The sequence below is a fragment of the Pandoraea apista genome (assembly GCF_001465595.2).
GTDB lineage: Bacteria > Pseudomonadota > Gammaproteobacteria > Burkholderiales > Burkholderiaceae > Pandoraea > Pandoraea apista.
In genome coordinates this window covers 2,650,356-2,674,697 of sequence record NZ_CP013481.2, presented here as the reverse complement: position 1 = coordinate 2,674,697, position 24,342 = coordinate 2,650,356, and the positions used below count along the sequence as shown (strand labels likewise).

Genomic DNA, 24,342 nt, shown 5'->3' with positions numbered 1-24,342 from the left:
GGCAATTACTCCACGTGGTAGTTGGGGGCTTCCTTCATGATCTGGACGTCGTGCACGTGCGATTCGCGCATGCCCGCCGCCGTAATTTGAACGAACTCGGCATTCTTGTGCAGTTCTTCGATCGTCTGGCAACCCAGATAGCCCATCGACGAGCGGATACCACCGGTCAGTTGATGGAGGATCGCGTTCACGCTGCCCTTGTAGGCCACGCGGCCTTCAATCCCTTCCGGCACCAGCTTATCCGCGTTGTTCGCGGGGTCCTGGAAGTAACGATCGGCAGCGCCGTCCTTCATTGCGCCGACCGAACCCATGCCGCGGTAGCTCTTGTACGAACGGCCCTGATACAGGAACACTTCACCTGGCGCCTCTTCCGTGCCCGAGAACATGCTGCCCATCATCACGGTATGCGCGCCAGCGGCCAGCGCCTTGGCGATGTCGCCCGAGTAGCGAATGCCACCGTCCGCAATCAGCGGAACGCCCGTGCCTTCAAGCGCCTCGGCCACATTGGCAATTGCCGTGATCTGCGGCACGCCGACACCGGCCACGATACGCGTCGTGCAGATCGAGCCCGGGCCGATACCGACCTTGACCGCATCTGCACCATGTTCCATCAGCGCCCGCGCAGCACCCGCCGTGGCGATATTGCCCCCCACCACCTCGATCTGCGGGAAGTGCTTCTTGACCCACTGCACGCGATCAAGCACGCCCTGGCTGTGGCCATGAGCCGTGTCCACCACGATCACGTCGACGCCGGCCGCGACCAGAAGTTCGACGCGTTCTTCATTGTCCGCACCGACACCGACAGCCGCACCAACGCGCAGCTTGCCATGTTCGTCCTTGCTCGCGAGCGGGTGCTCGGTCGCCTTCATAATGTCCTTGACCGTCATCAGGCCACGCAGTTCGAAGGCGTCGTTGACGACCAGCACGCGCTCAAGGCGGTGGCTGTGCATCAGTTGCTCGGCGTCGGCCGGCGACGCGCCTTCGCGCACGGTGATGAGCTTGTCCTTCGGCGTCATGATCGCGCGCACCGGCTCGTCCAGGCGGCTTTCGAAACGCAGGTCGCGGTTGGTCACGATACCGATGAGCTGTGCGCCTTCGACGACCGGGAAACCGGAAATGCCATGCTGACGCGACAGGGCGATCACGTCGCGAACCTTCATGTGCGGCGGGATCGTGATCGGGTCACGCAGAACGCCCGACTCAAATCGCTTGACCTTCGAGACTTCCCGCGCCTGCTCGGCCGGCTTCAAATTCTTATGAATAATGCCGATGCCGCCCTGTTGCGCCATGGCAATGGCCAGACGCGCTTCGGTCACCGTATCCATGGCGGCCGACAGCAAAGGCATATTCAGGGTGATGTTGCGCGTGAGCTTGGTTTTCAGCTTGGTGTCGCGCGGGAGAACGGCGGAGTACGCCGGGACGAGGAGCACGTCATCGAAAGTGAGTGCTTTTTGGATCAGACGCATGGCAAATCCTATAGGCGCAAAATCGAATTATACAGAAATCGCGAGTTGCATGGAACGTCTGCCCCACATGTCAAGGGGCTTTTTCCCCGAGAGACGATTCCGGTTCGTAACGGCCCGATTTTGGTCGGCGTCCCGGGACACCGAATGCCGGAATTCACAATAGAGCGGCGTCGGCCCCGTGCTATTCTTGCGCCCTTCCTGCACCGCCCCGCCCCCGAAGAATCGGCCAACCGACGGCAAGATCGGGGCAAATGGCGAAGCGCATCACCGGCATCTCGATATTACGAACGACGGATACGAATTTCATGGGGCAAGGCATTTCTTTCGGATTGGCGGCGGGCGCCTTGTGGGGACTGGTCTTTCTGGCCCCTCGTCTGCTGCCCGGCTTTTCACCGCTGGAATTGTCGGCCGCCCGTTACGTGCTTTACGGACTGGTGTCCGCCGTGTTGCTCGCGCCGCTCTGGGCACGCCTGCGGCATACCGTCACAGGGCACGACTGGCGGGCATTGTTCCGCCTCAGTCTGGTTGGCAACCTGATTTATTACCTGTTTCTCGCCGGCGCGGTGCAGATGGCTGGCATCGCCCCGGCGTCGCTGATCGTGGGCGTGCTGCCCGTGACGGTCACGCTCGTCGGTAGCCGCGATCACGGCGCCATGCCGCTGTCGCGGCTGGCGGGCCCGCTGGCGTTGGTCGCCGCAGGCATCGTCTGTATCAACGTCGACGTCTTCGCCCACGCCTCGGCAAGCGGCGGCGACTGGCGGCTGACGCTCGCGGGTATCGCCTGCGCCGTCGGCGCCCTTGTGAGCTGGACATGGTATGCGGTGGCCAATGCCCGCTATCTGGCGCGATTCGGGCATTTCACGAGTCAGGAATGGTCGCTGCTGACGGGTGTCGCTACTGGCGTTCTGGCTCTCGCGCTGGCGGTGCCAGCCGTATTGCTGCCGCACCCGGTAGCAGCCAGCGAGCCTCGCGACTGGCAGATGTTCCTGATTGTGAATATCGCCGTGGCAATCGGTGCATCGACGACCGGCAATGCGTTCTGGAACGCTGCGAGCCGGCGTTTGCCACTAACGCTGTCGGGCCAGATGATCGTATTTGAAACGCTGTTCGCGCTGGTCTACGGCTTCATATACGAACAACGCGTGCCGCGCCTGCTCGAACTCGCCGCCATTGTCTTGCTCCTCGCCGGTGTCAGCGCCTCGGTACGGCTGCATTCGCGCGGATCGACGCACTGACCTGCCCGGGGACCCGGTGATCAGGGGCAGAAAACCGGGGAGCGTGCCTCGTCGGCCATATCACTCCCACCGAGTCATGATGGTGATGCGCCCTTCGCGGCAAATCCTGCCGTTATCGGCTTAGCTCCCGCGACGGCTTCCCAGCCACTTCTGCCCTTCCCGGCTTCCTTCGTTGCGCACTTTCTCGACACGCCGCTGGCGCGCCAGCTTGGGATCTGCCTTGAGCACGCGATAAATCTCAATGCGGTCTCCCGCCTCCACCGCCGCGTCAAGCGCTCTCACTTTGCCAAAAACACCGGCTTTCATACGCGCAAGATCGAGCTCGGGATAGCGTTGCAACATGCCGCTACGTTCGATCGCGTCGCGCATCGTGGCGCCTGCGGGCAACGTCAATGGGATAATCGTTTGCTCGCCAGGCAGCGCATAGCAAACTTCGACATTCAGCTCATTTGACATACACGGCCTCTGCACGCTTGACGAAGGCATCGACGAAGGTATTAGCAATGTGACTGAACACAGGGCCGATGACTTTCTCGAGCAGGAAGTTCGCAAATTCGTAGTGAAGGCCGAACTCGATCTTGCAGGCATTTTCGCGCAGCGCCGTGAACTTCCACGTACCGTGAAAACGCTTGAAAGGCCCTTCGACGAACGTCATCTGAATGGAATGCGGACGCTCCTGAATATTGCGCGTCGCGAACGAATGCTTCAGGCCCTTGAAGTCGATGATCAGCGACGCCTCCATGCTGTGCTCGTCCTGATGCCGAATCTCGACACCACCGCACCACGGCAGGAATTTGGGGTAATCGGCGACATTGGTCACCAGATCGTACATCTGCGCATCGGAGAAATGCACGAGAACGGTTTTACTGACTTCGGCCATCGTCTGTCGGGCGAGGTGCTTGCCTGTCACGTCCGCAATCGGTGCTGCATCGATCTGCGCGCGTCGCAAGCCGCCTCTTGCCGAGACTCTTTGTTAAAATCGCTATTTTACCCGAGCCCGACTCACCGGGTCCGACCAAGTTACCCGCCAAGGATCCATGAGCATCATTGACAACAAGAAAGCCTTCTTCGATTACTTCATCGAGGAGCGATACGAAGCCGGGATCGCGCTCGAGGGGTGGGAAGTCAAGGCAATCCGCGCCGGGCGGGCGCAGATCAAGGAAGGCTACGTCGTCATCAAAAACGGCGAGATCTTTCTGATCGGCACGCACATCAGCCCGTTGCCGACCGCATCGACGCACATCAAGCCTGACCCCGTGCGCACCCGCAAACTCCTGCTGAAAGCCGATGAAATCAAGAAGCTCATCGGCAAAGTGGAGCAGCGCGGCTATACACTGGTCCCGCTCAACCTGCACTACAGCAAAGGTCTGGTGAAATGCGAGATTGGGCTGGCGAAAGGCAAAAAGCTTCACGACAAGCGCGAAACGGAAAAGAAGCGCGACTGGGATCGCGAAAAGGCACGTTTGATGCGCACGCCCACCTGAGTCACTCAAAACGGAATGACGCACGCGCGACAACCAACTCGTCCGTCCGCCCAAATAAAAAAACGGCCCAAAGGGGCCGTTTTTTTATTGTTCCGCCAACTTAGCGCCGGGGATTGGAATTGCCGAAGCCACCGACACCGCCGCCGTCACCGCCGGGGATCGATCCCCCTTCGGTGCCGCGCACAATCTTCAGCGCCGAAGCAATCATGCCGCTCAAATCTGTGAGATTCCCCGGCACAATCAGCGTGTTGTTAGTTTTGGCCAGGTTGCCGAATGCATCGACGTATTGTTCTGCCACCTTGAGGTTCACCGCCTCCATGCCGCCCTGCGTCTGAATCGCGGTCGCAATCTTTTGGATGGCCTCGGCGTTCGCCTCCGCCACCGCAAGAATGGCAGACGCCTCACCTTGCGCCCGGTTGATCGCCGCCTGACGCTCACCTTCGGACTTCTGGATAGCCGCTTCGCGTGCCCCGGTTGCCAAGTTAATCTGTTCCTGCCGCTTGCCTTCCGATGCTGCGATCAGTGCACGCTTCTCGCGCTCTGCCGTGATCTGTGCCTGCATGGCGTGCAGAATCTCTTTCGGCGGAGTGAGATCTTTGATCTCGTAACGCAGCACCTTCACCCCCCAGTTCGACGCCGCTTCGTCAAGCGCATTCACTACGCTGTGATTGATGAACGCGCGCTCCTCGAACGTCTTGTCGAGTTCGAGCCTGCCGATCACGCTACGCAGCGTAGTTTGCGCAAGTTGCGTGATGGCCACGATGTAGTTGCTTGAGCCGTACGACGCCTTCATCGCATCGGTCACCTGGAAATACAGAATCCCGTCGACCTGCAATTGCGTGTTGTCTTTGGTGATACACACCTGGCTCGGCACGTCGAGCGGCACTTCCTTGAGCAGATGCTTGTAGGCCACACGATCAACGAATGGCACCACGATCGACATTCCCGGCGTGAGCGTCGCATGATATTTGCCGAGACGCTCGATGACCCACGCATGCTGCTGCGGCACGATCTTGATCGAGCGCGCCGCAATGATCACGGCGATGATGAAAATAATAAAGGCGACGTTGGATAGATCGAACATGTTTCCCCCTGAAGCGCCCGCCGTCACGGCGGGCTGGTTCCCCGTCGCCCGCAATGGCGGGCAATACATCGTAACGGAGTCCTGCCCCGATCCGGCACGAAAGCCCAAGAACGGGCTATCCCCTATCGGGTAATGAGGTGATTCCTACTCGCAGATGCGCTCGCGCCCCAAAGACGCCGCGACGTCACACCACCACGTGCGCAACGAACAATCGGCTGCCGCGCACTTCCCGGATCACGAACCAGCCAGCGCTGGCAGACTCGCCGGGCATGAGCTCGACGTCCCATTCGGCACCACGGTACATCGCCCTCGCTCGGCCATCCGGCTGCCAAGCATCAATATGCAATTGCTGCCCGATGTCCAGATTCGTGCTGGGATCCGCTGCCGCATCGACCTTGATGCGTCGACGGCCAAACCGGCTGCGGCGCAGCAACCAGACGGCCACGCCCGCCACCACGGCTGCGATCACCAACTGCAGCGGCCAATCGACGCGCAATACCGCCGCGATGCCGCCAGCCGTCATGCCGAGCGCCACCATCAAGAGATAGAACGTTCCGCTTGCCAGCTCCAGCACCACAGTCAATCCGGCAACGCCGAACCAAAGCCAAGCCTGTTCCATCGCCACTCCCAGATACAAAAAAACCCCGGTGTATTACCGGGGTTTATAGCACGAAACCCACCGATCAGCGCACGCGTCCCAAGGGATTCGCCTGCCTTTCAGTGGCGTCCGAGATGCCGCTCGGACGCGTCCCATTTCAGGTCGTAGGCGTGACGTTTACTTCGCCAACTTGGCGAGTTGCTGCCACGTTTCGATGACCGTATCCGGGTTGAGCGACATCGACGCAATGCCTTCCTTCGCCAGCCACTCGGCCAGATCCGGATGGTCCGACGGGCCCTGACCGCAGATGCCGACGTACTTGCCCTTGGACAGGCACGCCTTGATCGCACGGCTGAGCATGAACTTCACCGCCGGGTCGCGTTCGTCGAAGTCCTTGGCCAGCAATTCCATGCCGGAGTCGCGATCCAGACCCAGCGTAAGCTGCGTCAGGTCGTTCGAGCCAATCGAGAAGCCATCGAAGTACTCAAGGAACTCGTCGGCCAGAATGGCGTTGGACGGCACTTCGCACATCATCACCAGCTTGAGACCGTTCTCGCCACGCTTCAGACCGTAGCCGGCCAGCATGTTGACCACACGCTCAGCCTGCCCCAGCGTACGCACGAACGGCACCATGATCTCGACGTTGGTCAAACCCATTTCGTCACGCACGCGCTTGAGTGCGCGGCATTCCATTTCGAACGCCTCGGCGAAGTCTTCCGAGATGTAGCGCGAAGCACCGCGGAAACCCAGCATCGGGTTTTCCTCGTCCGGCTCGTAACGCGAACCGCCGATGAGCTTCTTGTACTCGTTGGACTTGAAGTCCGACAGACGCACGATCACGCTCTTCGGATAGAAGGCGGCAGCGATCGTGGCGATGCCCTCGGCCAGCTTGTCGACGTAGAACGCACGCGGCGATGCATGACCGCGCGCCACCGACTCGACTGCCTTCTTCAGGTCGGCGTCGATGTTCGGGTACTCGAGAATCGCGCGCGGGTGCACGCCGATGTTGTTATTGATGATGAATTCCAGGCGTGCCAGCCCCACACCTTCGTTCGGCAGTTGCGCGAAGTCGAAGGCGAGTTGCGGGTTGCCCACGTTCATCATGATCTTCACCGGGATCTTCGGCATTTCGCCGCGCTGAATCTCGGTGATTTCGGTCTCGAGCAGACCGTCATAAATCTTGCCTTCGTCGCCCTCGGCGCAGGACACCGTCACGAGCGCGCCATCCTTGAGCACATCGGTCGCGTCGCCACACCCCACCACCGCCGGCACCCCCAGCTCACGCGCGATGATCGCCGCGTGGCACGTGCGGCCGCCACGGTTGGTCACGATAGCCGAAGCACGCTTCATGACCGGCTCCCAGTTCGGATCGGTCATGTCTGCCACCAGCACGTCGCCCGGCTGCACACGCTCCATCTCGCTCGGGTCCATGATCACGCGCACCGGACCTGCACCGATCTTCTGACCGATAGCACGGCCCGTCGCCAGCACAGGGGCGTCGCCCTTGAGCTTGAAACGTTGCTCGACCTTGCCCGCCGCCTGGCTCTTCACCGTTTCCGGACGGGCCTGCAGGATGTAAATCTTGCCGTCCTTGCCGTCCTTACCCCACTCGATGTCCATCGGACGACCGTAGTGTTTTTCGATGATCAGCGCGAACTTGGCCAGTTCCACGCAATCGTCGTCGGTGATCGAGTACCGGTTACGCAGTTCCATCGGCACGTCGATGGTCTTCACGCGACCCGGTTCGCCCGGTTGCGTGAACTCCATCTTGAGGAGCTTCGAGCCGAGCGTGCGGCGAATGACCGGGTACTTGCCAGCCTTGAGCGTGGGCTTGAAGACGTAGAACTCGTCCGGATTCACCGCGCCTTGCACGACCGTCTCGCCCAGGCCGTAGCTGGCCGTGATGAAGACGACGTCCTGAAAACCCGACTCCGTGTCGATCGTGAACATCACGCCCGACGCACCGCAGTCCGAGCGGACCATGCGTTGCACGCCGGCCGACAGTGCCACTTCAGCGTGGGTGAAGCCCTTGTGAACGCGGTACGAGATGGCACGGTCGTTGTACAGCGACGCGAACACGTGTTTCATACGATCCAGCACGTCTTCGATGCCGACAACGTTCAGATAGCTTTCCTGCTGACCGGCAAACGAGGCGTCCGGCAGATCTTCGGCAGTTGCCGACGAGCGCACGGCAAACGAGGCATCCGGCTGGTCGGCCGTGATGCGCGCGAACTGCTCGCGGATGTCCTTCTCAAGTTGCGGCTGGAGCGGTGCGTCGACGATCCATTGACGGATTTCGGCACCGGCCTGCGCGAGCGCCTTGACGTTATCCACGTCCAGACCCTCGAGACGCTTGGCAACGCGCTCGGTCAGATTGTTGTGCTGGAGGAACTCGCGAAATGCGAAAGCCGTCGTGGCGAAACCACCCGGCACGCGCACGCCGGCGCTGGCCAGTTGGCTGATCATTTCGCCAAGCGATGCATTCTTGCCGCCGACCGACTCAACGTCGGTCATGCGCAGATGCTCAAACGGCACCACGTAGGCGCCGTCGTGTGCTGCGTTAGTCATAAAAGCCCCTAAGGTAAGAAAAAAAATTCTCGGCAGATCGGTTGGGACTGACATGGACCGATCGACCTGTTGGATAAGAAATCGCGCCTTGGCGGCGTCGAGAACCAGGGGCTAGCACCCGACGACCTGCATCCAACCATCGGAATTTCCCGCCGCGCCCCGCCAGACGGGCCTCAGACAGGGCGACACGCGAGGGTTGTGCAATTGCTTATCCAACAAGTTGCCGCTATTCTACCGTGCAATGCACCATTTTGCGATTCTGCGCATGAGCGACTCCACGACTACCGGAAATTCCCCCACGCCCCCCGCCGAAGCGGCCAAACCGGTCGCTGCACGCCCGGTATTCATTGTGTCGGACGGCACCGGAATTACCGCCGAAACGTTCGCGCATTCGATCCTCGCGCAATTCGAGATGCGTTTCCGTCAGATTCGCGTACCGTTCGTGGATTCCGTCGATAAAGCCTATGAAACAGCGCAACGGATCAATGAAATGTATCGGACCGAGAATGTCCGGCCGATCATTTTCAGCACGCTGGTCGACGCACGGGCCAACGAGATCCTGCGTAATTGCCAGGGCGTAATTCTCGACATGTTCCAGACGTTCATCGAACCACTGGAAGTGGAACTCGGTCTCAAGTCGATGCATGCGATCGGACGCGTTCACCAGAACGCCGACAGCGAGGCGTACAAGAACCGGATCGAAGCGGTGAATTTCTCGCTCGCACACGACGACGGGCAATCCAACAAGAATCTGCAGAGTGCCGACGTAATCCTCGTGGGCGTGTCGCGCAGCGGCAAGACCCCGACCACGCTTTATCTCGCCATGCAATATGGCGTGAAGGCTGCGAACTACCCATTGATTCCGGAAGATTTCGAGCGCGAACGGTTGCCCTCCACGCTCGATCAGTACAAGGAAAAGATCTTCGGGCTGTCCATCGACCCGCAACGACTCTCGGAGATTCGCAACGAGCGGCGCCCCGGCAGCAAGTATGCGTCGCTGGAAAATTGCCGCTACGAAGTCAACGAAGCCGAGGCGATGATGCGCCGCGAGGGTATCAAGTGGCTGTCGTCGACGCACAAGTCGATCGAAGAAATCGCCACGACCATCTTGCAGGAAATCAAACTCGAGCGAGACGTCTACTAACGTCGCTCAGCCGCACATTTATTTGGCGGGCTTCACGCCGAAAACAGAAGGGACGCCAGCGGCGTCCCTTCTGCTTGCATCGTCCACTGTTGCGAACGCGCTCAGGTCAATCGTTGACGCACCGCCTCGAACAGGCAGATCGCAGCGCACGCGGCCACGTTGAGCGACTCCATGCCACCCGGCTGCGGAATACGAATTGGCGTCTGCACACGTTCGAGCCAATCCGGCGACACTCCCGCGCCCTCATTGCCGAAGACCCATGCGACCGGCGCGCGCAAATCCTGCGCATACAGCGTGGTACGCGCCTGCAAACTCGTCGCCAACAACGGCACCGACAGACGAGGTGCTAGCGAATCCGGCGTGCAATGCTCCACGATATTCAGCGAGAAGTGCGCGCCCATACCGGCACGCAGCACCTTGCTCGACCAGGCGAGCGCCGTACCCGACATGCAATACACATCGCGCACGCCAGCCGCCGCCGCACTGCGCAGAATCGAACCGACGTTACCGGCGTCCTGTACAGCATCGAGAATGACGCAGTCCGTCGTTTGCGATGCGGGCAGATGTCCCGACGGCATCTCCACAACGAACAACAGCGGCACGCCATTGACCAGCGTGGACAGCGGCTCGAACAGCACTTGCGGCAGACACACGCGACGCTCGGCCTCTACCCTCGCCCAGATCTGCGCGACTTCGTCGTTCTCAAGCGCGGACTCCGACGCCACGCAAACCAGCGGTTGCCCTAGCACGCCAAGATAAGCGTCGGCCAGATGCACGCCTTCGAGCAGTGTCTGACCGAGCTTGCGTCGCTGCTGATTCGATTGCGCCAGTTGCTTCAGACGCTTGTAGAAGGGATTGTCTTTCGAACTGATGAGCTTCATGACGGACGGGCCACGCGGGGAACGGTGAGCACGCCGAAAACCTCGAACGCTTCTCGCACCGGCGCAAACGACTGACGATGATGCGGGCTGGGGCCATGCAGACGCAACGCCTCAAGATGGCGCGGCGTGCCGTAACCGACATGCTCGTCGAAACCATACTGCGGGAACGCTTCGTGCAGCGCCATCAATTGACGATCGCGCGTGACTTTCGCAAGAATCGATGCCGCCGAAATCGCAGGCACCTTATCGTCGCCCTTGATGACGGCTTCGGCACGCATTGGCAACGCCGGGCAACGATTGCCGTCGATGAGCGCCAGCGTCGGCACACGTGACAGGCCGCTCACGGCACGCTGCATCGCGAGCATCGTGGCGTGGAGGATATTCAGGGAATCGATCTCCGCCACGCTCGCCTCGGCGATGCAATACGCGAGCGAGCGTTCGATGATTTCTTCGTAGAGCGCCTCACGACGTCGCGCCGTGAGCTTCTTCGAATCGGCCAACCCCTTGATCGGGCGCGACGGATCGAGAATGACAGCCGCCGTCACGACAGGTCCGGCGAGAGGGCCACGCCCGACCTCGTCAACCCCGCAAGTCAAATCGGCAGCTACGTCGGCAAACAGGTCGAGCGCCATTTGCGGCAACGTTGCCTTGGCGGCGCGAGCCCGTGCTTTGGCCGCACCGGGCGCCACCCCATCGCCCGAAGCGACTTTTCGGGCGACACGACGCACTTTGACATCCTCGCTCATATGCGCCCCTTCTCGCGCAATACGCGCTCGATCACTTCGGCCGAGCGCGCGGCCGTGTTCTGGCGCAATTGCTCGTGAATCTGCGTGAACCGAGCCTGCAGGGATTCGCGCAGCGCCGGATCGGTCAATTGCTTCCAGACGGCATCGGCGAGCGCTTCCGGCGTGGCGAAATGTTGCAGCAATTCCGGTACAACGAATTCGCCCGACAGGATATTCGGCAAACCAACGTACGGCAGATACCCCTGACGCTTCATGATCTGCGCCGTCAACCAGGGCACCTTGTATGAGATGACCATCGGCTTCTTGTACAGCGCCGCTTCCAGTGTAGCCGTACCGCTGGCAAGCAGCACACTGTCAGCGGCTTCCAGCGCAAGGGGCGCGCGACCGTCGGTCACGGTCAGGTTGAGATCGCTGTGCGCGTCGAAAATCGGTTGCATCAACGCGCGCAGCCGCGGCGTAGCGGCCGGAAGCACGAAGCGAATCGAAGGATCGCGCTTGGCCAGCAAGCGCATCGCCGCGAAAAACACCGGCGTGAGACGCTGCACCTCCGAGGTGCGGCTCCCCGGCAGAATAGCGACAACCGGGCCGCGCCCCTGGAGTGCCAGCTTGGCTCGCGCACCGGCGACATCAGGCACCATCGGAATCTTGTCTGCCATCGGATGGCCGACGAACGTGGCATCGATACCCGCCCGGTGGTAAATCTCCGGCTCGAACGGGAACAGGCACAGCATGTGATCGACCGCGCGCTTGATCTTCTTGATACGCCCGCCGCGCCACGCCCAGATCGACGGACTAACGAAATGAATCGTGGGAATACCCGCTTCACGCAGCTTGATTTCGAGATCGAAGTTGAAATCAGGCGCATCGAACCCTACGAACGCCAGCGGCTTGTCTGCCAGCCAACGCTCACGAAGTTGCTTGCGAATCGAGAGAATCTCGCGCAGATGCTTGATGACTTCCACATAGCCCATGACGGAGAGCTTGTCGATCGGCCAATAGGCATCGAACCCCTCTTCCGCCATATGCGGACCACCAACACCCGCGTACGCGATGTCGGCAGGAAGACTCTGCTTGAGGCCGGCAAGGACATTGCCGGCAATGAGATCGCCGGAAAGCTCCCCGGCCACCATCGCCAGGGTACGCTGGCCGGCGCCGGGAAGGGTCGGCTGCATAGGTCAGCGCACGATACCGCGCGTGCTGCTATTGAGGAAGTCGAGCAGCGAACGCACAGCGTCGAATACATCCGGCGCACCCGCGTTGCCGAAAGCCTCGATCTGCACCTTTGCTTCATCCAATGTCAAACCACTCTTGTAGAGCAGCTTGTAAGCGTGGCGCAATGCAGTGATGGCATCTGCCGTAAAGTTACGGCGACGCAGACCTTCAACATTGATGCCATAAGGCACGGCACGGTCGCCCGACGCGATCACGAACGGCGGCACGTCCTGCACGAGCACGGAAGCCCCGCCGACCATCGAATGCGCACCGATACGCACGAATTGATGCACACCGGTCATGCCACCAATAATCGCCCAGTCATCGACATGAACGTGGCCGGCCAGTTGGGCATTGCTCGAGAAGACCGTGTGGTTGCCCACGTGGCAATCGTGCGCAATATGCACGTACGCCATGATCCAGTTGTCGTTGCCAACACCGGTCAGGCCACCGTCCTGCACCGTTCCGGTGTGGATGGTCGTGAATTCACGGATCGTGTTGCGATCGCCAATGACAAGCTTCGTCGGCTCGCCGGCGTACTTCATATCCTGAGGACTACCGCCAATCGACGCGAACGGGCCAATCTTGTTGCCTTCGCCCAGCGACGTATGGCCGTCGACAATGGTATGCGCCAGAATCTGCGTACCGGCGCCAATCGTCACGTTCGGTCCAACGATCGCGTAGGGACCGACAGCGACATCGTCAGCGAGCTGCGCTTTCGAATCGACAACTGCGGTGGGATGAATGTTGGTCATGAGCGTCTCAATTCCGGTTATTCGCCGTTCTTCTTGACCATGCACATGAACTCGGCTTCTGCGGCAAGTTTGCCGTCTACCAACACCTTGCCCTTGAACTTGTAGAAGCCACGGCGCTCGCTCAGAAAATCGACGTCGAGCACGAGTTGGTCACCCGGTTCGACCGGACGCTTGAAGCGAACGCTATCGATACCGACGAAGTAATAGAGCGTGTTCTCATCGTGCACCGCCTCTTCCGAGAACGTGAGCAACGCAGCGGCTTGCGCCAAAGCCTCAACGATCAGCACGCCCGGCATCACCGGACGTTGCGGATAATGGCCCGTGAAGTACGGCTCATTGATCGTGACGTTCTTGATGACCTTGATGTTCTTGTGCGGCTCCAGGCTGATCACGCGGTCCACCATCAGCATCGGGTACCGATGCGGCAGCAGCTTCATGATCTTGTGGATGTCGATAGTAATAGTGGTCTCGCTCATTTACCTTGCAGGTCTTTGACCTTCGCTTCAAGTTGACGCACGCGGTCACGCATCTTGTCCAGATTGCGCATGATGGCCGCGTTTTTGTTCCATTCGGCGTTCGGGATAGCCGGAAACGCGCTGGTATAGGTGCCCGGGCCAGGAATCGATTTCGATACCCCCGATTTGGCTGTCACGATGACCCGGTCGCCAATCGTCACATGCCCGGCCACGCCCACGGCGCCACCCAGCATGCAGAATTTCCCGATAGTACTGCTGCCGGCAATGCCCGTGCATGCGGCAATCACCGTGTAAGCACCGACGCGCACGTTGTGCGCGATCTGCACCTGATTGTCGATCTTGCAACCACGCTCGATCACCGTATCGGCCATCGCACCGCGATCGATGGAGGTCGATGCGCCGATCTCGACGTCGTCCTCGATCACCGCGCGTCCGACCTGCGGAATCTTGATCCATTCGCCGCCGGCAGCGGAAAAGTCCGGCGCGAATCCGAAACCGTCGGAACCGATCACCGCCCCCGAGTGAATCACGCAACGCGCACCGATCACACTCGTGTGATACAGCGTGACATTCGGATAGACGAGTACATCGTCGCCCAGCGTGGTACCACGGCCGACGAACACGTTTGCCACCAGACGCACACGCTCACCCAGACGCACTCCCGCCTCGATCACGACATTCGGACCGATGACACACGACGCCGGCACAACAGCGGTCGCATCGACGATTGCGCTCGGATGAATGCCCGCAGGTGTCACGGGTGTCGCCGCTTGCGCGAACACCTGAGCCACGCGCGCGAAGTACGCATAGGGATTCGGCGCAATGATCCATGCGCGCCCCTCATGCGACGGCAGCTTGTCGAAGTCGGCTTTGGAGAGAATCACAGCCGCCGCGCCCGAATTGGGCACTTCGGCGAGATACAACGGATTGGAGAGGAACGCGAGTTGCCTGGCGCTCGCACGGTCGAGCGGCGCCAGGCCTTCGACCGTGACTTCGCCGTCACCCACCAGATCGCCGCCAAAGCGCGCGACCAGTTGGGCCAGCGAAATCGACAGCGATGCCGGCATCGACGACGCGCCCGTCACTTGCCGCTGGCGCCGCCACCCGAACTTGCGTTCAGAGTCTTGAGCACCTTGTCGGTAATGTCGATACGCGGACTCACGTAGACCGCTTCCTGCACGATCAGATCGTACTTTTCCGTCTCGGCAATCTGCTTGATAACGCGATTGGCGCGATCGAGCACGGCAGCGAGTTCTTCGTTGCGACGCTGATTCAGATCTTCACGAAACTCGCGCTGCTTGCGTTGGAACTCAGTGTCGGCGGCAGCCAGATCACGTTGACGCTTGGCGCGCTCGGCGTCGGACAACGTCGGATTGTCCTTGTCGAGCTTGTCCGACATCGCCTTGAGACGTTGTGCCATCGACTGCAAATCCGCGTCCCGCTTGGAGAACTCGGCTTCGAGCTTGGCTTGTGCGGCCTTGGCCGGTGCAGAATCGCGCAGAATGCGATCCGAATTGACAGCGGCGATGCGCGCATCCTGGGCCATGGCGGAAAAGGCCGCACCAGCCAGCAACGCCGCGGCGACGCCGCGAAGGCAATGCTTACGGATACCGTTCAATGTATTACCCCTTACAACGATGAAACGTTCGGAACCGATCGATACGGCGTCGTTAGAACGACGTACCGACCTGGAACTGGAATTTCTGATACTGGTCGCCCGTCTTCTTGACGAGCGGGAAGCCCATCGAGAGCTTGAGCGGGCCAATCGGTGAAATCCACGACAGGCCGAAACCGTAAGAATAGCGCAGGTTATTGAAGGTAATCGCCTGGCCGTTATCGAACACGTTACCGCCGTCCATGAACGTGAAGATACGCAGTGTACGGTCATAGCCCGTACCTGGCAGCGGGAACGTCAATTCAATATTACCGATCAGCTTCGACGCGCCACCCAGCGGCTCGCCGTTGGTGTCCTTCGGCCCCAGCGAACTCGGCTCATAGCCGCGCACCGAACCGATACCCCCCGCGAAGTAGTTCTTAAAGATCGGGAACGGTTGACCGCCCATGCCGTGACCGTAGCCAACTTCACCGTTAAGTGCCAGCGTGAAGCCACGGCTCACCGGGTAGTAGTACTGGTGCTGATAGTAAGCACGGAAGTACTTGGTCGTTCCGATAGGCGTACCGATTTCGATGTTGGCCTGTTGATAGTGACCACGGTTCGGAATCAGTGCGCTGTCACGCGAATCGCGCGACCAACCCACGGTCAGCGGGTAGTTGTTGCTGACGTAACCGAACTGGTTGGCGTAATCGACATAGCGTTGCGGCGTCGTGCCATCGCTCGTCAGGTGCAGACGCGTTTGTTCGAAGCCGATACCGAAGAACACCGTGTCGACTTCCGAGAACGGCACGCCGAACTTCAGGTTACCGCCCAGCGTGTTGATACGGAAATCCGAATCGCTCGTAAGCAGCAGCGGCTGATACGTGCGGTAGTACACATCGGTAATGCGGCTCACACCGTCGACCGTGAAGTACGGATCGACTTGCGTAACTGCCAACGTACGGTAGGTCTTACCGGTATTGACGTTCACCGACAGCGACGTACCCGAACCGAACACGTTGTCCTGGCTGATACCCGCTTGCAGCACCACCTTGTCGGTCGACGAGAAGCCCGCACCCACGTTGATCGTGCCGGTCGGTTTTTCTTCCACCTTGACCTGCAGGTCGACCTGATCGTTCGAACCGGCAACCGGCTCGGTCGTCACGTTGACGTCGGTGAAGTAGCCGAGACGGTTGATACGATCCTGCGACAACTTGAGGCGGTCGGCGTCATACCACGAGCTTTCGAGCTGGCGCATCTCGCGACGGATCACTTCGTCACGCGTGCGCGAATTGCCCACGATGTTGATCTTGCGGACGTACACGCGACGGCCCGGGTCGATCGTCAACGCCAGCGCCACCGTGTGGTTGTTGCGGTCAATCGTCGGCTGGGCATTCACATTGGCGAACGCGAAACCGTAGTTGCCGAGCAGATCGGAAATGGCTTTCGTACTGGCTTGCAGCTTCGCGGCCGAGAACGTGTCGCCCGCTTTCAACTGAATCAGTTTCTGGATGTCGTCCTGCTTGCCCAGCATTTCGCCTGCCAGCTTGACGTCCGACACCTTGTACGGCTCACCTTCGTGCAGGTTGATCGTCAGGAACATCTCGTCCTTGTCCGGCGTGATCGAAACGTCGGTGGAGTCGATGTTGAATTCCAGATAACCGCGGTTCAGATAGAACGAACGCAGCTTTTCCAGATCGCCCGTGAGCTTATCCTTGGAGTACAGATCGTTCTTGGAGTACCAGGACAGCCAGTTCGGCGTGCCGAGCTCCATCTCCGACATCAGATCCGACGACGAAAATGCCTTGTTGCCCACGAAGTTGATCTGCTGGATCGTTGCCTTCGGACCTTCGGTCACGGCGAACTGGATACCCACGCGGTTACGCTCGAGCGGCGTGACCGTCGTCTTCACCTCGGCAGCGTAGTAACCGCGCGTGAGGTATTGACGCTTGAGTTCCTGTTCCGACTTGTCGAGCAGGTTACGGTCGAAGGTGCGGCCTTCGGTCAGGCCGACCGAGCGCAGTGCCTTCTTCAGACCGTCTTTGTCGAATTCCTTGATACCAAGGAAGTCGATGGAAGCAATCGCGGGACGCTCGTTGACGTGCACCACCAGCACGCTACCTTGCGCTTCAACGCTGACGTCCGAGAACAGGCCCGTTGCATAAAGGGCACGAATTGCTTCGGTGCCCTTATCGTCGTTGAACTTGTCACCCGGTTTGACGGGCAAGTACGAGAAGACGGTACCCGGTTCGATGCGCTGCAAGCCCTCCACTCGGATATCCTTGACCACGAACGGCTCGACGGCGCGTGCCAGGAAACTGTGTGCCGCCAGAACCGCAATCACCAGGGTCTTCGGAACAAGGTGGTATTTATTCGACAACTTGCTTCCCCAAGAAACAATTGAATCGTAAAAACTCGGATTTGCCTGCGACGGCAGGCTCGTGACGCTGTCTAGTGCAGCAACTTCGACAGGTCATTGAAAAGTGCTACGGCAGAGAGCGCAAGGATGCAAACGATGCCCACTCGTTGCAGCACGCCCTGCCACCGCTCGGAAACTGCCCGACCGGTAATCGCTTCGACCGCATAATATAACAGATAGCCACCGTCCAAAACTGGAATTGGTAACAGATTCAATACGCCAAGGCTAATGCTGACAAGCGCGAGAAAGGCAACGAAATAATCCAGCCCGAGTCTGGCCGATCGCCCCGCGTAGTCCGCAATCGTCACCGGCCCGCTCAGATTTTTCAGCGATGCCTGCCCGGTGATCATCTTCCCGAACATTCGCACGCTGAACGCCGTGACATCCCACGTACGCTGCGCGCCGCGTCCAATGGCCTCGAGCAACCCGTAGCGCACCGTTACCGTATCCACCTGACTGGCCAGCGCCGCGCCGATCTTGCCAACGCGCGCCCCGCCCGCCTCGGCCGTGTCTACCTCGGCACTCGGTGTCAATGTGACGTTGCGCAGTGTGCCGTCGCGCCGCACCGTAAGCGTCATTGGCTTACCGGGATGGGCACGCACTGCGTCGACAAGCGCCTTCGCCGATCCGACGGGGCTGCCATCGACGGCAGTGATTTCGTCTCCGACGCGCAGCCCGGCCGCACCCGCGGCCCCGCCCGCCATCAATTGCCCCACCGTCACTCGCGCCGACGGCACCAGGCCGAGGCGCTGCATGAAGTCCTGCTCGCTATCGGCGTCGAAATGCTGACCGGCCGCGTCGAGCATGTATTCCGCACGGCCATCGCGAGTACGCGCTACCAGCGTGACACGCTGCCCATCGATCACCGGATCGACCAGACGCCAACGCAGATCTTCCCAGGAACGCACGGGCACTTCGTCGCCAACGGCCTCGTCGGGACTGCCGCCGTTCTCGCGGACACCGGTAATCAGTTCCCCGCCGGACATGCCCGCGCGCGCCGCCAGCGTTCCGGCTGCCGGGGGTGCAATTCGCGCAACGGGCTCGGTCACGCCCACCAGATTTAGTCCGGCGTAAAGGGCAATGGCGAGGAGGAAGTTCGCGACCGGACCGGCCGCGACGATGGCAAAACGTTTGTAGACCGACTGACGATTGAAAGCCCGCGCACGATCTTCGGGCGCAACGATCTGCGTTTCGTCACGCTCGTCGAGCATTTTGACGTAGCCGCCCAGCGGTAAGGCGCACACGGTCCACTCGGTCCGATCACGGCCCATCGTCCACTTGATCAGCGGCAAGCCGAATCCGACCGAGAATCGCAAAACCTTCACACCGCACAGTCGTGCAACGGTGTAATGGCCCAGCTCATGGAATACCACCAACACGCCAATGGCGACGGCAAACGCGAGCAACGTGGTCAGCAGAGTCATGAGCGAATTCGAGCCCCGGGGACGTTACGACATGGATCCGCGCGTCAGGATGACGCGGGCGCCGGCAGCTTGACGACGATGCCGGCCGCCAATTCGCGAGCACGACGATCGGCTTCGAGCACGACGTCGAGCGAAGTCGCTTCACCGACCGCGACCGTATCGAGCACCTGCTCGACGACTTGCGCGATGGCGGTAAAGCGAATGCGTCCACCCAGGAATGCCTCGACGGCGACCTCGTTAGCGGCATTGAGCAACGCGCCAGCCGTGCCGCCGCTACGCAAGGTGTCGAATGCCAGGCGCAGACACGGGAAACGGCGCAAATCCGGCGCTTCGAAAGTCAGTTTGCCGATATCGGCAAGATTCAGCCCCGCCACCCCCGAGGTCACACGGTCCGGGAACGCCAGCGCGTGAGCAATCGGCGTGCGCATATCGGGGTTACCGAGCTGTGCGAGCGTCGACCCGTCGGCATACGTCACCATCGAATGAATAACGCTTTGCGGGTGAATCAGCACCTCGATCTTCTCGGGAGGCATGTTGAATAGCCAGCGGGCTTCGATGACCTCGAGCCCCTTGTTCATCATGCTCGCGGAATCCACCGAAATCTTGCGGCCCATCACCCAGTTCGGATGTGCACAGGCTTCGTCAGGGGTCACGTTCTCGAGCGAGGCCAATTCGCGCTCGCGGAACGGGCCGCCCGAGGCAGTCAACACCAGTTTTTCCACGCCACGCGTCGAAATACGGTTCTCCCCAGCCACTTGAGGCAAGCACTGGAATATCGCGTTGTGCTCGCTGTCGAGCGGCAGCAGCGTTGCGCCTGCGCGCTCGGCCGTCGCCATGAACAGCGCGCCGGAAAGCACGAGCGACTCTTTGTTCGCGAGCAGAATACGCTTCCCTGCGCGGGCGGCGGCGAGCGTCGACTGGAGCCCTGCGGCACCCACGATGGCAGCCACGACCATGGTGACTTCAGACGCTTGCGCGATCTCGATCAGCGCCTGCGGACCGTACGTCACTTCGATCTTCAGTCCGGCGTCGGCCAGACGCGCCGCAAGCGAGCGGGCGCCGTCCGCATCGGCCACCACGGCCACCTTCGGGCGATGCGCAACGCATTGCTCAAAAAGGCGATCCAGATTGCGGTGTGCCGACAGTGCGTAGACGGAAAAGCGGTCGGGATGACGCCCCACTACATCGAGCGTGCTAACGCCGATGGAGCCGGTGGAGCCAAGAATAGAGAGATGTTGCGACATGATCAGACGAAGAGCAGAGCCAGCGGGAGCACAGGGAGCAACGCGTCGATTCTGTCGAGCACGCCCCCATGGCCGGGAAGCAGCGCGCTGGAATCTTTCACGCCGGCCTGCCGCTTGAGTTGAGATTCGAACAGATCGCCCACGACCGAGAAGGCCACCAGCACCGTCAGCGCCAGTGCGCCGAGTGTCAGGCCGAGCGTGTCTGCGAGATGAGAAACGATGGTCGGCGCGTGCAAGCCGCTCGCGAGAACCGCCGCAGCGGCCGCCAGCACCAGCAGCCATCCGCCAATAGCGCCTTCCCAAGACTTTCCGGGACTGATCGAGGGAGCGAGCTTGCGACGGCCGAATGCGCGACCGGCGAAATAGGCGCCGGTGTCGGCGAGCCAGACGATCACGAGTACCGAGAGAAGGAATGCCACACCACGCTCGCGCGCGAGGCACAGCGCTTGCCAGGCGGCAATCAGCAACACCGGGCCGGCAACGAGCAGCAAGCCGCGCCACGCCCCCTTGGTTGCGGGCTTACGCGCCAGCGTGTACGGACCCGCCAACAGCCAGAACACGGCCGCGGGCTTGAGCCAGATCGACGAGAGCGTCCAGCCGCCCGCCCACGTAAAGCCCACGCCCAGCAGCGCGAGTGCGCCATAGAAAATGGCGCCCGTACCGTTCAGGCCGACGAGGCGCCCCCACTCCCAGCCGGCAGCGGCCACGATCACGGCGGCAAGCAATGCGAACTGCGCCGGCGTACCGACGAAGATCACAGGCAAGAGAATGGCAAGAAGTACGACAGCGGTAATAACGCGTGTCTTGAGCATCAGGCGGATGGTCCCGAGGGGTTCTGAACTTGCGCGCTGGTACGGCCGAAACGGCGTTCGCGCTGTTGAAACTCGGCGACGGCCCGCTTGAGCGTATTGGCGTTGAAGTCCGGCCAGAATTCTTCGGTGAAATACAGTTCAGTGTACGCCAGTTGCCAGAGCAGAAAATTACTGACCCGCTGGTCACCGCCAGTGCGGATGAAAAGATCCGGCTCCGGCGCGTACGCCATGCTCAGATAAGGCGAGAGATCGTCCTCACTGAACGACGTCTCAAGCGCGGCCGCCCCGCCCTGCGCGACACGCGCGGCAGCGAGCTTCTGCGCCGCTTGCAGAATGTCCCATCGACCGCCGTAGTTGGCCGCAATGGTCAACGTGAGGCCCTTATTGTCTCGCGTACGTTCTTCCGCACGTTTGACCAATTCCTGAATGCGCGGCTCGAACGCTTCGAGCGCACCGATGACACGCAACCGGATTCCGTTACTGTGCAGCTTTCCGACCTCTCGTTCGAGCGCGAGGATAAAAAGCTGCATCAGCGTCGAGACCTCATCCTGTGGACGACGCCAGTTCTCGGAACTGAACGCGAACAGGGTCAGATACTCGACGCCGAGTTCGGCGCAGGCCGTGACCGCTTCACGCACGGCGTCGACACCGCGCTTATGCCCCGCTACGCGAGGCAATTTACGACTGGTAGCCCAACGCCCGTTGCCATCCATAACGATGGCGACGTGGCGCGGAATGCTCGCTGTTTCCGGAACGGAGAGCGAAGAGCTGAGAAAACCCATTGAGATACGGCGCGGGAGTCGAGCGCAAAAGTCGGCGGAGATCCTACGGTGAGTGCCGGGGCACTCAGACCGTCATGATCTCTGCGTCCTTCTGTTTCACTAACTCATCGATCTCGGCGACAAACTTGTCCGTGAGCTTCTGGACTTCGTCGCTGCCACGGCGCTCGTCGTCTTCCGAGGCTTCCTTGTCCTTGACCAGCTTCTTGAGTTGCTCGTTGGCATCGCGACGCAGATTACGCACGGCAACCTTGGCGGCCTCACCCTCGGACTTGACCAGCTTGGTCAGTTCGCGACGACGTTCTTCGGTCAGCATAGGCATCGGCACACGAATCAGATCGCCTTGCGTGGCCGGGTTCAGACCCAGATCCGACTCGCGAATGGCCTTCTCGACCACGGGAACCATCTTCTTTTCCCACGGCTGCACGCCGATCGTACGACTGTCCACGAGGTTCACGTTAGCGACCTGGGAGATGGGCACCATCGAGCCGTAGTAATCCACCTGCACGTGATCGAGCAGGCCGGCGTGCGCGCGACCGGTACGAATCTTCGCCAGGTTGTTCTTGAACGACTCAATCGAGCTTTTCATCTTTTGCTCGACATTCTTCTTGATGTCAGCAACGCTCATGACAACCTCCAAACCTTGAATTGTTACGCAAAACGTAAATGATACGGCGTCGGCGCGCCAATGCACGCCGACGCCGCAATTTGAGCTCAAACGTGGACGAGCGTTCCCTCGTCTTCGCCGAGGATAACGTGCTTGAGCGCGCCCGGCTTCACAATCGAGAAAACGCGCACGGGCATCTTCTGATCGCGGCACAGCGCGAAAGCGGTTGCGTCCATGACCTGCAGGTTCTTCGAAATGGCCTCGTCGAAGCTGATGGTCGAATACTTTACTGCGTCGGGGTCCTTCTTGGGGTCAGCCGAATACACGCCGTCGACCTTGGTCGCCTTGAGCACCACTTCGGCGCCGACTTCCGAGCCACGCAGCGCAGCGGCCGTGTCGGTCGTGAAGAACGGGTTACCCGTACCGGCGGCGAAAATCACGACTTTGCCCTCTTCGAGCTGACGGATCGCACGCGGGCGGATGTACGGCTCAACGACCTGGTCCATGCGCAGCGCGGACTGCACACGCGCCTCGATACCTGCGTGGCGCATGGCATCCTGCAGCGCCAAGGCATTCATCATCGTGGCCAGCATGCCCATATAGTCGGCCGTAGCACGATCCATACCGGCGGCACCGCCTGCCACCCCCCGGAAAATATTGCCACCGCCGATCACGACGGCCAATTGCGTGCCCAGGCGAACGACTTCGGCAATATCGCCAACCATGCGCTCGATCGTCGCACGATTGATGCCGAATGCATCGTCACCCATGAGGGCTTCACCAGAGAGCTTGAGAAGTACGCGTTTGTAAGGAGTAGACATGGCGGTCCTTAAGAAGTCTGGTCGGGCACTGTTGGGGTATTCTGGATGAAACAACGGGGACGGCACCGCCGCCCCCGGTTACTGCATTACTGCGCGAATTACGACTGCTTGGCAGCGGCCACTTGTGCGGCCACTTCTGCAGCGAAGTCGTCTTGCTTCTTCTCGATGCCTTCGCCGACCACGAACATGGTGAAGCCCTTGACCGACGTGTTGTTGGCCTTGAGCATCTGCTCGACGGTCGACTTGTCGTCCTTCACATAAGCCTGGTTGAACAGCGAGACTTCCTTCAGGAACTTCTGCACGCTGCCTTCCACCATCTTCGCGACGATCTCCGCCGGCTTGCCCGATTCGGCAGCCTTCTCGGCGGCGACCTTGCGCTCCTTCTCGATCAGTTCCGGCGAGACCTGATCACCCGACACGGCCACCGGCTTCATGGCGGCAATGTGCATGGCGACGTTCTTGCCAACTTCAGCGTCGGCACCTTCGTACTCGACAACGACGCCGATGCGCGTGCCGTGCAGGTAGGCCGCCAGCTTGGCCGACGTCTCGTAGCGCTGGAAGCGGCGGATCGTCATGTTCTCGCCGATCTTGCCAATCAGGTCGGCACGGACCTGGTCGACGGTCTTGCCATCGAGCGGCAGTGCCGACAGGGCAGCCACGTCGGCCGGGTTGTTCTCGGCGACCAGCTTGGCCACGTCGTTAGCGAACTTGAGGAAGTCGTCGTTCTTCGAGACGAAGTCGGTTTCGCAGTTGATTTCGACCACGGCACCCTTGCCGCCGTCGATGTAAGCGGCGATCACGCCTTCGGCCGTGATACGGCTGGCGGCCTTGCTGGCCTTGCTACCCAGCTTGACACGCAGGATTTCTTCAGCACGGACCATGTCGCCGTCGGCCTCGGTCAGCGCCTTCTTGCATTCCATCATCGGCGCATCGGTCTTGGCGCGCAGTTCGCCCACCATTGCTGCAGTAATTGCCGGCATATCGTTACTCCTG

General features: G+C 60.7%; 24 protein-coding genes. 3 read left to right on the top strand and 21 right to left on the bottom strand.

Features of this window, described 5'->3' with window-relative positions:
• Positions 1-5: 5 nt before the first annotated feature.
• Positions 6-1,466, bottom strand: a complete 1,461-nt coding sequence (guaB, locus tag AT395_RS12430; protein ID WP_042115788.1) for an IMP dehydrogenase — start codon at positions 1,464-1,466, stop codon at positions 6-8.
• Between the two features lie 305 nt (positions 1,467-1,771).
• On the opposite strand from guaB, the gene AT395_RS12425 reads away from it, so the two are divergent.
• Complete coding sequence (locus tag AT395_RS12425) at positions 1,772-2,701, top strand: DMT family transporter (RefSeq protein WP_058375320.1); 930 nt, start codon at positions 1,772-1,774, stop codon at positions 2,699-2,701.
• A gap of 120 nt (positions 2,702-2,821) precedes the next feature.
• Here AT395_RS12425 and AT395_RS12420 read toward each other — a convergent pair whose 3' ends face one another.
• Together AT395_RS12420 and AT395_RS12415 are read right to left on the bottom strand one after the other, a co-directional pair.
• Positions 2,822-3,157, bottom strand: coding sequence for an RnfH family protein (locus AT395_RS12420; protein WP_048629350.1), 336 nt, complete (start codon positions 3,155-3,157; stop codon positions 2,822-2,824).
• Positions 3,147-3,581 (bottom strand): type II toxin-antitoxin system RatA family toxin, encoded by a 435-nt coding sequence (locus tag AT395_RS12415; RefSeq protein ID WP_042118359.1) that lies wholly within the window; start codon positions 3,579-3,581, stop codon positions 3,147-3,149. The genes AT395_RS12420 and AT395_RS12415 overlap by 11 nt, the downstream gene beginning before the upstream one ends.
• A 157-nt stretch (positions 3,582-3,738) precedes the next feature.
• On the opposite strand from AT395_RS12415, the gene smpB reads away from it, so the two are divergent.
• Complete coding sequence (gene smpB, locus AT395_RS12410) at positions 3,739-4,185, top strand: SsrA-binding protein SmpB (protein WP_042115785.1); 447 nt, start codon at positions 3,739-3,741, stop codon at positions 4,183-4,185.
• Between the two features lie 100 nt (positions 4,186-4,285).
• On the opposite strand, the gene AT395_RS12405 is transcribed toward smpB, so the two are convergent.
• The 3 genes from AT395_RS12405 to ppsA all read right to left on the bottom strand — a co-directional run bounded on the left by AT395_RS12405 (position 4,286) and on the right by ppsA (position 8,435).
• The gene (locus AT395_RS12405) at positions 4,286-5,269 is read right to left on the bottom strand and encodes an SPFH domain-containing protein (RefSeq protein ID WP_042115784.1); all 984 of its coding nucleotides are present in this window, start codon (positions 5,267-5,269) and stop codon (positions 4,286-4,288) included.
• A gap of 184 nt (positions 5,270-5,453) precedes the next feature.
• The gene (locus tag AT395_RS12400) at positions 5,454-5,888 is read right to left on the bottom strand and encodes an NfeD family protein (protein ID WP_042115783.1); all 435 of its coding nucleotides are present in this window, start codon (positions 5,886-5,888) and stop codon (positions 5,454-5,456) included.
• A gap of 156 nt (positions 5,889-6,044) precedes the next feature.
• Positions 6,045-8,435, bottom strand: a complete 2,391-nt coding sequence (gene ppsA, locus AT395_RS12395; RefSeq protein ID WP_042115782.1) for a phosphoenolpyruvate synthase — start codon at positions 8,433-8,435, stop codon at positions 6,045-6,047.
• 265 nt (positions 8,436-8,700) lie between these two features.
• Here ppsA and ppsR point away from each other — a divergent pair, with 265 nt between their 5' ends.
• Positions 8,701-9,579, top strand: a complete 879-nt coding sequence (gene ppsR / locus AT395_RS12390; RefSeq protein WP_042118358.1) for a posphoenolpyruvate synthetase regulatory kinase/phosphorylase PpsR — start codon at positions 8,701-8,703, stop codon at positions 9,577-9,579.
• A gap of 101 nt (positions 9,580-9,680) precedes the next feature.
• On the opposite strand, the gene AT395_RS12385 is transcribed toward ppsR, so the two are convergent.
• From AT395_RS12385 to tsf, 15 genes are all read right to left on the bottom strand, one after another.
• The gene (locus AT395_RS12385; RefSeq protein ID WP_042115781.1) at positions 9,681-10,460 is read right to left on the bottom strand and encodes a TrmH family RNA methyltransferase; all 780 of its coding nucleotides are present in this window, start codon (positions 10,458-10,460) and stop codon (positions 9,681-9,683) included.
• On the bottom strand, positions 10,457-11,092 hold the full coding sequence (rnhB, locus tag AT395_RS12380) for a ribonuclease HII (protein WP_042118356.1): 636 nt from the start codon (positions 11,090-11,092) through the stop codon (positions 10,457-10,459). Before rnhB ends, AT395_RS12385 begins: the two co-directional genes overlap by 4 nt.
• A gap of 110 nt (positions 11,093-11,202) precedes the next feature.
• Positions 11,203-12,378 carry a lipid-A-disaccharide synthase gene (gene lpxB, locus AT395_RS12375; RefSeq protein ID WP_042115780.1) on the bottom strand — a complete coding sequence of 392 codons (1,176 nt, stop codon included), beginning with the start codon at positions 12,376-12,378 and terminating at the stop codon, positions 11,203-11,205.
• Positions 12,379-12,381: 3 nt separating this feature from the next.
• Positions 12,382-13,173, bottom strand: coding sequence for an acyl-ACP--UDP-N-acetylglucosamine O-acyltransferase (gene lpxA / locus AT395_RS12370; protein ID WP_042115779.1), 792 nt, complete (start codon positions 13,171-13,173; stop codon positions 12,382-12,384).
• Positions 13,174-13,190: 17 nt separating this feature from the next.
• A complete protein-coding gene (gene fabZ / locus AT395_RS12365) occupies positions 13,191-13,649 on the bottom strand; it encodes a 3-hydroxyacyl-ACP dehydratase FabZ (RefSeq protein WP_042115778.1) in 459 nt (152 codons plus the stop codon).
• Entirely contained in the window at positions 13,646-14,704 is a 1,059-nt protein-coding gene (gene lpxD / locus AT395_RS12360; RefSeq protein WP_048629373.1) for a UDP-3-O-(3-hydroxymyristoyl)glucosamine N-acyltransferase, read from the bottom strand. The genes fabZ and lpxD overlap by 4 nt, the downstream gene beginning before the upstream one ends.
• A gap of 26 nt (positions 14,705-14,730) precedes the next feature.
• On the bottom strand, positions 14,731-15,195 hold the full coding sequence (locus AT395_RS12355; protein WP_224787571.1) for an OmpH/Skp family outer membrane protein: 465 nt from the start codon (positions 15,193-15,195) through the stop codon (positions 14,731-14,733).
• 124 nt (positions 15,196-15,319) lie between these two features.
• A complete protein-coding gene (gene bamA / locus AT395_RS12350) occupies positions 15,320-17,623 on the bottom strand; it encodes an outer membrane protein assembly factor BamA (protein WP_172417068.1) in 2,304 nt (767 codons plus the stop codon).
• A gap of 71 nt (positions 17,624-17,694) precedes the next feature.
• Positions 17,695-19,086: an RIP metalloprotease RseP gene (rseP, locus tag AT395_RS12345; RefSeq protein ID WP_048629348.1), complete on the bottom strand. Its 1,392-nt coding sequence runs from the start codon at positions 19,084-19,086 to the stop codon at positions 17,695-17,697.
• A gap of 44 nt (positions 19,087-19,130) precedes the next feature.
• A complete protein-coding gene (gene ispC / locus AT395_RS12340) occupies positions 19,131-20,330 on the bottom strand; it encodes a 1-deoxy-D-xylulose-5-phosphate reductoisomerase (protein WP_042115775.1) in 1,200 nt (399 codons plus the stop codon).
• A 2-nt stretch (positions 20,331-20,332) separates the two neighbouring features.
• Positions 20,333-21,142, bottom strand: a complete 810-nt coding sequence (locus AT395_RS12335; protein WP_042115774.1) for a phosphatidate cytidylyltransferase — start codon at positions 21,140-21,142, stop codon at positions 20,333-20,335.
• Positions 21,142-21,924 carry a polyprenyl diphosphate synthase gene (uppS, locus tag AT395_RS12330; RefSeq protein ID WP_042115773.1) on the bottom strand — a complete coding sequence of 261 codons (783 nt, stop codon included), beginning with the start codon at positions 21,922-21,924 and terminating at the stop codon, positions 21,142-21,144. The genes AT395_RS12335 and uppS overlap by 1 nt, the downstream gene beginning before the upstream one ends.
• A 64-nt stretch (positions 21,925-21,988) precedes the next feature.
• Positions 21,989-22,549 (bottom strand): ribosome recycling factor, encoded by a 561-nt coding sequence (gene frr, locus AT395_RS12325; protein ID WP_039374325.1) that lies wholly within the window; start codon positions 22,547-22,549, stop codon positions 21,989-21,991.
• A gap of 86 nt (positions 22,550-22,635) precedes the next feature.
• A complete protein-coding gene (gene pyrH, locus AT395_RS12320; RefSeq protein WP_039374323.1) occupies positions 22,636-23,349 on the bottom strand; it encodes a UMP kinase in 714 nt (237 codons plus the stop codon).
• 98 nt (positions 23,350-23,447) lie between these two features.
• Positions 23,448-24,329 carry a translation elongation factor Ts gene (tsf, locus tag AT395_RS12315; protein ID WP_042115772.1) on the bottom strand — a complete coding sequence of 294 codons (882 nt, stop codon included), beginning with the start codon at positions 24,327-24,329 and terminating at the stop codon, positions 23,448-23,450.
• Between the last annotated feature and the right edge of the window lie 13 nt (positions 24,330-24,342).

Coding starts and splice junctions, on each gene's coding strand:
- guaB (WP_042115788.1), bottom strand. CDS start 1,466: ATGCGTCTGATCCAAAAAGCACTCACTTTCGATGACGTGCTCCTCGTC.
- AT395_RS12425 (WP_058375320.1), top strand. CDS start 1,772: ATGGGGCAAGGCATTTCTTTCGGATTGGCGGCGGGCGCCTTGTGGGGA.
- AT395_RS12420 (WP_048629350.1), bottom strand. CDS start 3,157: ATGTCAAATGAGCTGAATGTCGAAGTTTGCTATGCGCTGCCTGGCGAG.
- AT395_RS12415 (WP_042118359.1), bottom strand. CDS start 3,581: ATGGCCGAAGTCAGTAAAACCGTTCTCGTGCATTTCTCCGATGCGCAG.
- smpB (WP_042115785.1), top strand. CDS start 3,739: ATGAGCATCATTGACAACAAGAAAGCCTTCTTCGATTACTTCATCGAG.
- AT395_RS12405 (WP_042115784.1), bottom strand. CDS start 5,269: ATGTTCGATCTATCCAACGTCGCCTTTATTATTTTCATCATCGCCGTG.
- AT395_RS12400 (WP_042115783.1), bottom strand. CDS start 5,888: ATGGAACAGGCTTGGCTTTGGTTCGGCGTTGCCGGATTGACTGTGGTG.
- ppsA (WP_042115782.1), bottom strand. CDS start 8,435: ATGACTAACGCAGCACACGACGGCGCCTACGTGGTGCCGTTTGAGCAT.
- ppsR (WP_042118358.1), top strand. CDS start 8,701: ATGAGCGACTCCACGACTACCGGAAATTCCCCCACGCCCCCCGCCGAA.
- AT395_RS12385 (WP_042115781.1), bottom strand. CDS start 10,460: ATGAAGCTCATCAGTTCGAAAGACAATCCCTTCTACAAGCGTCTGAAG.
- rnhB (WP_042118356.1), bottom strand. CDS start 11,092: ATGGCGCTCGACCTGTTTGCCGACGTAGCTGCCGATTTGACTTGCGGG.
- lpxB (WP_042115780.1), bottom strand. CDS start 12,378: ATGCAGCCGACCCTTCCCGGCGCCGGCCAGCGTACCCTGGCGATGGTG.
- lpxA (WP_042115779.1), bottom strand. CDS start 13,173: ATGACCAACATTCATCCCACCGCAGTTGTCGATTCGAAAGCGCAGCTC.
- fabZ (WP_042115778.1), bottom strand. CDS start 13,649: ATGAGCGAGACCACTATTACTATCGACATCCACAAGATCATGAAGCTG.
- AT395_RS12355 (WP_224787571.1), bottom strand. CDS start 15,195: ATGGCCCAGGATGCGCGCATCGCCGCTGTCAATTCGGATCGCATTCTG.
- rseP (WP_048629348.1), bottom strand. CDS start 19,086: ATGACTCTGCTGACCACGTTGCTCGCGTTTGCCGTCGCCATTGGCGTG.
- ispC (WP_042115775.1), bottom strand. CDS start 20,330: ATGTCGCAACATCTCTCTATTCTTGGCTCCACCGGCTCCATCGGCGTT.
- AT395_RS12335 (WP_042115774.1), bottom strand. CDS start 21,142: ATGCTCAAGACACGCGTTATTACCGCTGTCGTACTTCTTGCCATTCTC.
- uppS (WP_042115773.1), bottom strand. CDS start 21,924: ATGGGTTTTCTCAGCTCTTCGCTCTCCGTTCCGGAAACAGCGAGCATT.
- frr (WP_039374325.1), bottom strand. CDS start 22,549: ATGAGCGTTGCTGACATCAAGAAGAATGTCGAGCAAAAGATGAAAAGC.
- pyrH (WP_039374323.1), bottom strand. CDS start 23,349: ATGTCTACTCCTTACAAACGCGTACTTCTCAAGCTCTCTGGTGAAGCC.
- tsf (WP_042115772.1), bottom strand. CDS start 24,329: ATGCCGGCAATTACTGCAGCAATGGTGGGCGAACTGCGCGCCAAGACC.